Below are 10,630 nucleotides of genomic sequence, written 5' to 3' on the forward strand. Positions count from 1 at the left end.
CCCGTGTGTTTTACATCACATCAACTGCTTTTCTCGACTCCATTGCAGTTGCATTGCGTCACTTTTGATTAGGACGTATTGCGCCTTCCCGTGTGTTGACTCACATGACTTCGGGATACGCAGCGAGTAGAGGGAGTGAAGCCGGATGAATCGCGGGCCAGGGTTGATGCAGGTGCCGAGGACGGATCCGATGAGATCGTGGCGTCGGTACCTCTCCTTGGGTGTTGTGCTGGCGCTGATGTCGAGCCTCTTCGTCCTCCTCGGTGGCGCGCTGCCGGCGCAGGCGGTGACACCGGAGTACGAGATCAGGGGCACCTGGGTGAACCCGCCACCGACCGTCAGCCGTGGCAACCCGGTGGTGGCGGAGTGGCGCGTGAACGTCAACGACGCCGATGAGCCGCCGAGCAACGACCCGGTGGACAACGTCGTGGCGACGTTCACGGTGGAGAAGGCGATCTTCGACGAGATCCCGGACCTGTGCCTGACCGAGGGCGTCGATCCGCCGTCGAGCATCTCCGAGGACGGCATGTCGCTGACGTGCAACTTCGGCCCGGTCGCGATGGGCACGGCGATCGTGGTGCAGACCCCGGTGGTCGCGACCGGCCTGACGGGTGAGGAGGTCGTGCTGAGCGGCACCGGCCCCAACGGCGACACCGTGGAGCTGCCGCCGCTGCTCATTCGGAACACGTTCGCGATGGACATTCACTACGGCGGGACCACGGAGGTCGCCAGGTGGAACAGCGTGGACGACCCGCGGTACGTCGATGTCGACATCCAGTGGTCGCTGCGCCTGGGCAAGGGTTCCGATCCGGGCCCGCAACGGGTCACCTATCGGCTGAACATGGCCGCGACCACGCGTGACGGCACGACCACGACCAACAACATCCGCGTCGGCGTCCACCCAGAGATCGGCTCGTTTCCCGACAACCATGGTGACGCTGGCTGCACGCCCTTCGACGCCGGCCGCGCCGATGGGCATCCATGGTCCGAACCCATCCCGAACCAACCCCCCGAGAAGATCACTTCGTTCGTCGACACGTGCACCTTGACGCCGGTTGCCGGTCAACCGGGGGTGTTCGACCTCACGCTGGAGGGCATCAACTACGACCTGACCAACGTGCCCTCCCACGACTCGAGCGGGGTGGGGACCGAATTGGGCAACCCGCTGCCGCCGAACTGGGATTACATCGCCACGGGCTCGCTGTGGTTCCGGGTGCTCACGACTACGTCCGGGTCGCTGCGCCTCGATTCGAACGAGCCGACCTACACGTCGACGACCGGCCTGACGTCTCGGGACCTGCCGGGCAACAACGTGACCAACAAGTCGTACACGTTGCCCGGCAATTTCTCCGGGGCATGGTACCGGGGCTGGACCGGATCGGGTGGACGGGCGTGGGACGACACCTACCGGGTCTCGGCCGGCACCACGGTGGTGCAGCAGGCCAACGCCGGTCGCCGCGACCTCGATCTGGGCCCCAATGACCTGGTCGGCAACTGTAATGTGTTCGATACGCAGTACGTGACATACGCCGGTGACCTGTCCGACCCCAACCGCCCCAATTTCAGCGCACCGGTCATGGGAGTTGACCAGGCTGGTGCCGAGGTTGAGCCACGAGGCCCACTCAACAATCCGCCCCCGCTCCAGTACTACACGGGGCCCGTGGGCAACCCGAACAACTTCGACTGCGGCAGCAATCCTGCCGCCTGGTCCACGACGGAACCGGCCGACCTGTCTACGGTCACGGCGGTCCGGATCATCTACCCGTTCGGGCTGTATGAACAAGAAGACCGGGACCTCATTCAGCTCTTGTCCTGGGTGACCATCAACGACGACGTGCCGGTGGGGCAGGACGTGTGGATGTTTGGCTCGGCCCTGCGCAGAGGAGAATGGATAGGTCCGGGCGAGCCGTGGGACTCGTACGTGATCACGCCGACGGAGGGTGATCGCTACCCGGCGACGAACGGGCGTCGTGACATCCTGCGGATCGTCACCGCGACGCCGTACATCCAGAAGGCAGCGGCACAGACGACAGTGCGAGCCGGTGCCGCCGCCGACTTCACGCTGACGTACTCGGCGAACGGGTCCGGGATCATCCCGGAGACGGTGGACGGCTACCGGATCGTGGACACGCTGCCGGTCGGCATGACCTACGTGGCGGGTTCGGCGGATCCCGAGCCGGTGGTGTCGATGAGCGGTGGTCGGCAGGTGCTGACCTGGACGCTGGACGGCGTGCCGACGAACGAGGAACATGAGCTCACCTACCAGGCCATGGCCGACGAGGACATCGAGCCGGGCACGCAGCTGACGAACACGGCGTCGTCGAGCTACGGCGGTGAGACGTATGGTCCGGTCGAGGAGACGGTGACGACCAGCGCCAACGGTTACACGACGATCCTGAAGACGACCGATCCGGAGTACATCCCGTACGTCAACGAGGAGGGTGTCGGTCAGGGTTCGTGGACGGTGACGATCGAGTCGCACGACCCGCAGCCGCAAGCGTTCACCGACACCATCGACATCCTGCCCTACATCGGTGACCAGCGCGGCACGGACTACAGCGGCACCTACACGCTGTCCGATGTGGTGCTGCCCAACGGCGGTACGGTGTACTACACCGCCGCGGACCCGGCGACGCTGTTCGACGACCCGGCGCATCCGGACAACGGCGCGCCGAACGCGCCGTCGGCGTTGTGGAGCACGACGCGGCCGGAGAACCCGACGGCGATCCGTGTGATCGGCGGGGAGCTGGCACCGAGCGGGACGTTCGCGTTCCAGGTCGTCATCGAAACCGAGGGCGCGCAGCCGCAGGACGTCTATGTCAACCGGGCCGAGGCCCGCGCGGAGCACACCGAGTTGGTGATGCGCACGTCGGCACCGCTGTACGTGTCCGACTACTCGGTGGCGAAGACCTCGGACCCGGCTCCGGGATCGACGGTGAAGCCGGGTGACACGATCACCTACACGATCACCGTGACCCAGGAGGGTCCGGTGCCGGCGGCCGGCGCGTTCACGGACACGCTGGAGGGCGTGCTGGACGACGCGGTCTACAACGAGGACGCGACCGCCGACATCGGCACCGTCACCTATGCCGACGGGGTGCTCTCGTGGGAGGGCGTGGTCCCGGTCGGTGAGGTCGCGACCATCACCTACACGGTGACGGTCAAGGACGTCCCAACCCTGGAGGCCGACGGTGCTGACACGATCGTGGACAACTCGGTGTGGTCGCCGGGCTGCCCCGACGTCGTGGAGGGTGACCCGACCCCGTGCGAGCCGGATCCGATCCTGGTCGGCTACTACAAGGTGTCCAAGACGTCTGACCCGGCACCGGGCTCGACGGTGGGTGCCGGCGACGTGATCACCTATCACGTGCAGATCACCCAGTACGGTGAGGGCGCGGTCGCGAAGGGCGTCATCGATGACGACCTGACGGAGGTGCTCGACGACGCCACCTGGAACGACGACGCCACCGCCACCTCCGGCACGGTGTCCTACGCCGAGCCGACACTGAGCTGGACCGGTCCGCTCGCCGTCGGGGAGGTCGTGGACCTGACCTACTCGGTGACGGCGAACGCGGTCGGTGAGGGCGACGATCAGCTGCACAACGTCGTCACGTCGGTCTGCCCGGAGGATGATCCGGAGTGCACCCCAGGGCCGTGTGTGCCGGCGCCGGATGAGAACCCGAACTGCGAGACCACCCATATCCAGGGCGACTACGAGGTGATGAAGACGTCCGACCCGGTGACCGGGTCGGAGGTCGAGGAAGGTGACGTGATCACCTACACCGTGACGGTGACGCAGGTCGGGCCCGGCGCGGTGGAGCAGGCGACGTTCGCCGACGACCTCACCCAGGTGCTCGACGACGCCACCTTCAACGACGACGCGGTCGCGTCGTCCGGTCCGGAGCCGACGTACGAGGAGCCTACGCTGTCCTGGGCCGGCCCGTTGGCCGTGGGTGAGGTGGTGACGGTGACCTACTCCGTCACGGTGACGGGCGAGGGCGACCGGTTCCTGAAGAACGTCGTCACGACCGGTGATCTGGACAAGTGTGTGCCGGCGGAGGGGCAGGCCGAGGCCTGCACCACCGAGCACATCAACGGCGGGTACACCTTCGCCAAGACGTCGGACCCGGTCCCGGGGTCGGTGGTGGACGAGGACGGTGTGATCACCTACACGGTGCTCATCAGCCACGTCGGGACCGCGCCGGCCGAGGGAGCCACCATCGAGGACGACCTGTCCGCGGTGCTGGACGACGCGGAGTTCAACGACGACGCCGCGGCGGATTCCGGTGAGGTGTCGTTCGAAGGGGAGACGCTGACCTGGACCGGTGACCTCGAGGTCGGCCAGGTCGTCACGCTCACCTACTCGGTGACCGCCAACGCGGTCGGGGAGGGCGACGACGAGCTGGTGAACGTCGTGACCGACCCGACCGGCGAGGGGGTGTGCGTGCCGGCCGAGGACGGCAACGAGGGCTGCACGACCGACCACTACCAGGGCGAGTACACCTACGCCAAGACGTCGGACCCGGAGCCGGGGTCGGAGGTCGAGGAGGGTGAGGTGGTGACCTACACCGTCACCGTCGAGCACGTCGGCGCCGCACCGATCGAGGACGCCATCGTGGTCGACGATCTCTCCCAGGTGGCCGAGGTGGCGGACTGGAACGACGACGCCACGGCGACGTCGGGACAGGTGAGCATGGACGACGAGCAGCTCACCTGGACCGGTGACCTCGAGGTCGGTCAGGTCGTGACGATCACCTACTCGGTGACCGTCGGCGACAAGGCCGACGCCACCATGCGCAACGTGGTCACCAGCCCGGACGAGAACGCGGTGTGTGTCCCGGCAGCGGACGGCAACCCCGGCTGCCAGACCGAGCACCACACGCCTGATGCCGGGCCGGACCTGCCGGACACCGGTACCAGCCTCACCGGCTGGTTCCTCACCGGCGGGATGGCCCTGCTGATCGGCGGCCTGGTGCTGGCGGCCACCCACCGCCGTCGGCCGTGGAGTGGGTCCGGCGGTACGGCCGGCCTGTCCTCGTAGGTCGATCGCCGACGCGGTGCCTCCGTCTCCGCGGAGACGGAGGCACCGCACGACGGTCCTGTTCACCATTCGCCAGAGGTGAGGTCGACGGATGCCCCGACGCGGACGATTTCGTGCACAGCGCACGCGGCGACCTCACCGGATGTCGAGTCTCCCGCTCCACGGCCGGGACGAACTCCGGCCAACGCGGGACACGGTCCGGTCACGCGTGACGCGGGGGCGCGTGACCGGGCTGCTCGTCAGGCTGGGCGCCATCATCAAGGCGTGACCGGCCTGGTGTGAGGTCGCCCGCAGCATGCGATCGCCCGCACGGTACAGCCGGAACGGTGAAGACCCGCGTCGTCGGGGCGCCGCTTCGGACGCCGAGGACGCCGTCGCCACGCTCTATCGGCGATTCGCGGCCCAGACGCGGGACGTCGCGCTGGGCATCGTCGACGACGTCGACGATGCCGAGGACGTCGTCCAGGAGGCGTTCTGCGCTGTTCTCGGCGCGATGAGAGCTGGCCGAGGGCCACTCGACTCGGCAGCTGGTTATCTCTACACCGTTGCGAAGCATGCGGCCTATCGCCATCGCAGCATTCGTCAGTCGGCGATTGCTGTCGGCGTCCCGGTCCCGCCGCCGGACGACGCCGGCCACGCGGGGAGCGAGGACATCTGTTTGGACGTGGCCGCGGCCCTGGCCGGCCTGCCGTTGCGATCGCGGGCGGTCCTCTGGCTCATCGACGTCGAGGGCTACAGGCCAGCGGACCTCGCCCCCGCGCTGGCGATGACCCCCAACGCCGTGTCGAGCCTGGCCACCCGCGCCCGGCGGTCGTTCCGGACCGCGTACCTGAATCCCCACGCTCCCCGCCGTCGTCAGCGCCGGTCCACGTTGGGCAGTCCGCGGTCCGGTGTTCACGCGCCGGCCGGGGGCGTGTAGCGGGATGAGGCCGATCCCGGCCCGACGTTCCGCATGCCGACCTACGGTGAGAGCCCAGTCTTGCCGACGCCGACCACGTAGGCGCAAGGGCGCGTGCTCGAAGCGGCCCGCCCGGTGTCCGTCGCGTTAGATTGGCGTCTTCCGGACCAATGTGTTTGAGGGTGTTGCCATGCGCGTTTCCGTTGCGGACGAGCCGCCGCCCGTGCAGGCACGGGAGCGGATGCTGGCGGCCAGCTACGACTTGTTCTCGCGCCGGGGCATCCGAGCGGTCGGCGTGGACGAGGTGATCGCACGATCCGGCGTAGCGAAGGCGACGTTCTACCGGCACTTCCGGTCGAAGGACGATCTTGTTCTCGCGTTCCTGGAACGGCGTGAGCAGGAGTGGACCATCGGCCTGGTCAAATCCGAATCAGAACGGCGTGGTTCTACGCCGGAGGAGCGGTTGCTGGCCATATTCGACGTGTTCGACGACTGGTTCAGGAGCGAGGGGTTCGACGGCTGCTCTTTCATCAACGTGCTGCTGGAGATGGGGGCGGATCATCCGCTGGGTGTGGCCAGCATCGGGTATCTGGAGAACATCCGTGCCATCGTGCGCGAGCGGGCCGAACAGGCCGGTCTGCGTGACCCGGACGCGTTCGCGCGGTCCTGGCACATCCTGATGAAGGGCTCGATCGTGTCCGCCGGCGAGGGCGACACCGATGCGGCGGTGCGAGCTCAGGAGATGGCCCAGTGTTTGATCGACAGGTATCGGCCCGAGTGACGGGTGTGGCAGCGGTGCCCGTCAGGTGTCGACGTGGTTCCATGTGCTCCTGCGCCGCCGCGGATTTCGGCGGCTGCTGGACGATGCGGAGCAGGTGATGAGGCGCGGCACCCGCCGGCCGGCGTCACGTAGCGCGCGGAGTGTCCCGAACGCCCGGCGCACCAAGACCGCGATGCGGCGTGACCCGCGGACGCGGCCGGTGAGCAGATTCAGGCGCCGCGCCAGCGCAATCGCCGTGCCCTCCGCGTGACCCAGGCATTCGAGCCGAAAGGGAAGCCACGGTCGGTGACGGCAACCAGCGGGTGAGATTCACGCTGGTCAAAGGGTGCCCCCGGCAGGATTCGAACCTGCGACCCTCCGCTTAGGAGGCGGATGCTCTATCCCCTGAGCTACGAGGGCGGGCTTCGCCAGTCTATCGGCCCGCTGGCGCCCGAGGGCGGGTGGTCGATGCGCTCCACGACCGGCGTGCGCGGTCGACCCCGCGCGGCGCTGTTGACAACCGACTGGGCGCAGGGACTCCCTGATCTCGTCTACGGGCGGGGCGTACGCGCCACGTGGACGTCGAAGGCGCTGGGCGCGGTGGTCCGGGCGTAGGTGAACAGCGTCCCGTCCGGGCTGATGTCGCCGGGGAACACGTCGTGGCCGAACTCGAACGTCGCCACGTCGGCGCCGGTCAGGGTGCTGGTGAAGGTCAGCGACCGGCGTGGCGCGATGATGCGGTTGGTGAGCACCATGGCGCCGTTGTCGGTCACGTCGGAAACGCCGTCATAGAGGTCCAGGTCGAGGGCGCGCTGGACGGCGCCGGTCGGCGCGCTCACCAGGCGGACCCCGGTGGGCACGCCGGGCAGGATGCGTTTGGTCCAGATTCCGGTGCTGTCCGGGGTCCAGCGGATCAGCTGGTCGCCGTCGGTGAGCGTCAGCGCCGTTGCCCAGGTGTCGGTGCGGAACACTCGCACGCCGGCGACGAACCTGCCGCCGACCACCGCGCGGTCGTTGGCGGCCAGCAACCGGCCGTCCGGTGAGAAGCGCGCCGCAGCCGTCGTCGCGGGCACGGTCAGCACCTTGACCCGAGCGCCGTCGGAGGTCCGGTGCACATGCACCTGCCCGCCCTTCTCGTAGGACCGGGCGTCCATCGCGGCGACGGTCCGCCCGTCCGGCGCGAAGTGCAGGCTGTCTAGGTCGCGGGCTGCCGAGGTCGGGATGGCCCGCAGCAGGGCGCCGTCGGAGACGCGGTAGAGGCGAATGGTCCGCACGACCAGCCCGGAACTGGTGTCGTTGACGGTGACAGCGAAGGTCTGGTTCTCCGCCGACAGTGCCACGGCGTTGAACTTGACCGGGCTGGTCAGCACCCGGACCACCGCACCGGTGCCCGCCTGGCGGATCTCGAGACGGCCCCCGGCGGCGGTGTTCCCGGCGGCCACGGCCAGGGTGCCGTCGTCAGAGAAGAACGCCCAGGACTGACCGGGAGCGGTCCAGACCTCGGTCGGGGTCGCGGCGACGGCGGGCGTGGACAGGCCCATCAGCGGGTTGCCGCCGGACGAACACAAAGTGACGGCGATCACAGTCGGCTGCCAACGGCATCGTCCGGCCGCGTCTACGCTCGACGGCGTGAGCAATCTCGATGCGCGCCCGGCGGAGACGCGGTGCCATGCGGCCGGCCACACAGGCCCGGCTACCAAGCTGCTCGACGCGCGCGACGTGCCGTTGGGCGGGATCCGCGCGATGCGGGTCAGTCGCACGCTGCCGCACCGCGAGCTGCCCACCGTCGGGGCGTGGTGCTTCCTCGACCAGTTCGGGCCGCAGCACACGGACATGGTCGTGCTGCCGCATCCGCACACCGGGCTGCAGACGGTGACCTGGCCGGTCCAAGGCGAGATCCACCACCGCGACAGTGTCGGCAGTGACGTCGTCGTGCGGCCGGGGCAGCTGAACCTGATGACCAGCGGGCCGGGCATCGCGCACTCGGAGATATCGCTCGGCGAGGCGCCGCTGCTGCATGGGCTGCAGCTGTGGGTCGCGCTCCCCGAAGCCGCCGCGAACCACGCGGCCCCGGGCTTCGAGCAGCACACCGACCTCCCTGTCCACGACGGCGACGGCGTGCGCGCGACGGTGGTCGTCGGGGAGCTGGCGGGGACGACGTCGCCGGCGACGACGTACAGCCCGCTGCTCGGCGCCCAGCTCGACGTCGACGCCGGCACCACGGCGGTGTTGCCCATGACACCCGACTTCGAGCATGCCGTCCTGGTGCTCACCGGACGGACAACCATCGCCGGCACGCCGCTCGAGCCCGGGCCGCTCCTGTACCTCGGCACCGGCCGCAGCGAACTCGTCCTCCAGGCGCACGACGACGACGCGACGCTGTTCCTGCTCGGCGGCGAACCGTTCCCTGACGACCTCGTCATGTGGTGGAACTTCGTCGGCCGCAGCCACGAGGACATCGTCGCCGCGCGGGAGGACTGGGAGCGGCCCGGCCAGCATCGCTTCGGCCCCGTCGCCGGGCACGGCGCCGATCGCATCCCGGCCCCGCCGCTGCCGCCGCTGCGCCTCACCCCACGCCGTCGGCGCGCGACTCCGCCGACGAGCTGAGGCCGAGCCGTACCCTTCCGGCCGCGCCGTGCGATGACGCCTGTGAGGCACGGCGCACGTCGGGGAGGGGCCACTGTCCATCGGAGCGGACTTCGACGGCATCCTCGCGGCGGCGCGCGCCGGTGCGCCGTGGGCGTTCGAGCGCCTGTACGGCGATCTCGCGCCGGTCGTCGGCGGCTACGCGCGCCTGCAGGGCTCGCTGGAGCCCGAGGACGTCACCAGCGAGGTGTTCCTGGGCGTGTTCGCCGGCCTGTCGTCGTTCACCGGCTCTGAGCAGCAGTTCCGGTCGTGGGTCTTCACCATCGCGTACCGGCGGCTGACCGACGAGCGGCGCCGGCGGTCCCGGCGTCCGGTGACGGTGCACGCCGACCTCGAGATCGTCGATCGGGTGGGCGGTGACGCCGAACAGGACGCGCTCGCCGAGCTCGGCCGGCGCCGCGTGAACGAGCTGTGCGCGGGCCTGTCGGACGACCAGCGCGAGGTGGTCCTGCTGCGGATCCTCGGCGACCTCTCCGTCGAAGAGGTGGCCCGCATCGTGGGCAAGACCGCGGGAGCGGTCAAGGCGCTGCAGCGCCGGGGACTCAACGCACTGCGGCGACAACTCGACCGGGAAGGCGTATCCGCATGAGCGGCGCCGGCGATGGCACGACTGACATGACACGAACCACCGTTCCTGACGACGCGACGGTCGAGGCGATCCTGCGCGGAGTGCGGATCCCGCTCGGTGGACCCGACCTGCCGGAGCTGACCGCACTGTCGGATGCGGTGGACGCCATCCGAAGGAGTGCTGATGAGGCCGTTCCCCCCACGGCTGAGCTCGCCCGCCGCATCGCCCTCGGCGACTTCGCCGGCATCGCGCCGTCGCGGCCGCCGCGCTATCACGCTCTTCGCGTCCGGCTCGGCCGGAAGGTGGCAGCGATGAGCATGCGTACCAGGGCGGTCGTCGCGCTGGCGGCGATGTTCACCGGCTTCACCGGCGTCGCCGCCGCCGGGGCGCTGCCCGACGCCGCCCGGCAGCGGGTCGAGTCGGTGATCGAGACGGTGACGCCGATCTCCTTCGACGAGCCCGGCGAGTTCGGCCGGGACATCGCCGACGACGCCCAGGACGGCGGCGTCGACGACCAGGAGATCAGCGACGACGCGCAGGAACTGGGCAACCAGCCCGGCGACCCGGGCGAGGGCCACGAGCCGGTCCTCCCCGACCTGCCGACCGAAGCAGCCCCGACGGCCGACGACCACCGGCCGGACACCCCCGGCCAGCCCGAGGACGTGCCCAACGCCGACCCGACGGCCCCTGAGCGGCGCCCCACTGATCCGGCGGACC

The 10,630-nt window shown here is 69.4% G+C and carries 6 protein-coding genes, 1 tRNA gene and 1 pseudogene; 6 read left to right on the top strand and 2 right to left on the bottom strand.

What is annotated here, in order from left to right; translation table 11 throughout:
- The first annotated feature begins 190 nt into the window (after positions 1-190).
- The 3 genes from E1262_RS27750 (at position 191) to E1262_RS27760 (ending at position 6,720) form a co-directional block, all read left to right on the top strand.
- Positions 191-5,041: a DUF7927 domain-containing protein gene (locus E1262_RS27750; protein ID WP_162606119.1), complete on the top strand. Its 4,851-nt coding sequence runs from the start codon at positions 191-193 to the stop codon at positions 5,039-5,041.
- Between the two features lie 295 nt (positions 5,042-5,336).
- A complete protein-coding gene (locus tag E1262_RS27755) occupies positions 5,337-5,960 on the top strand; it encodes an RNA polymerase sigma factor (RefSeq protein ID WP_132107593.1) in 624 nt (207 codons plus the stop codon).
- 169 nt (positions 5,961-6,129) lie between these two features.
- The gene (locus E1262_RS27760) at positions 6,130-6,720 is read left to right on the top strand and encodes a TetR/AcrR family transcriptional regulator (RefSeq protein ID WP_132107599.1); all 591 of its coding nucleotides are present in this window, start codon (positions 6,130-6,132) and stop codon (positions 6,718-6,720) included.
- 326 nt (positions 6,721-7,046) lie between these two features.
- Here the strand turns inward: E1262_RS27760 and E1262_RS27765 are convergent.
- Both E1262_RS27765 and E1262_RS27770 read right to left on the bottom strand, forming a co-directional pair.
- Positions 7,047-7,119, bottom strand: a tRNA-Arg gene (locus E1262_RS27765).
- A 131-nt stretch (positions 7,120-7,250) separates the two neighbouring features.
- Positions 7,251-8,282 (bottom strand): WD40 repeat domain-containing protein, encoded by a 1,032-nt coding sequence (locus E1262_RS27770; protein WP_132107594.1) that lies wholly within the window; start codon positions 8,280-8,282, stop codon positions 7,251-7,253.
- Between the two features lie 46 nt (positions 8,283-8,328).
- On the opposite strand from E1262_RS27770, the gene E1262_RS27775 reads away from it, so the two are divergent.
- From E1262_RS27775 to E1262_RS27785, 3 genes and pseudogenes are all read left to right on the top strand, one after another.
- Complete coding sequence (locus tag E1262_RS27775; RefSeq protein WP_132107595.1) at positions 8,329-9,306, top strand: pirin family protein; 978 nt, start codon at positions 8,329-8,331, stop codon at positions 9,304-9,306.
- A 145-nt stretch (positions 9,307-9,451) separates the two neighbouring features.
- Positions 9,452-9,934: an RNA polymerase sigma factor gene (locus tag E1262_RS27780; RefSeq protein ID WP_275261827.1), complete on the top strand. Its 483-nt coding sequence runs from the start codon at positions 9,452-9,454 to the stop codon at positions 9,932-9,934.
- Positions 9,935-9,960: 26 nt separating this feature from the next.
- A pseudogene (locus E1262_RS27785) lies at positions 9,961-10,630 on the top strand (hypothetical protein); the annotation flags it as partial.

Origin of the sequence: Jiangella aurantiaca (assembly GCF_004349105.1) — a bacterium.
Taxonomy (GTDB): Bacteria; Actinomycetota; Actinomycetes; order Jiangellales; family Jiangellaceae; genus Jiangella; species Jiangella aurantiaca.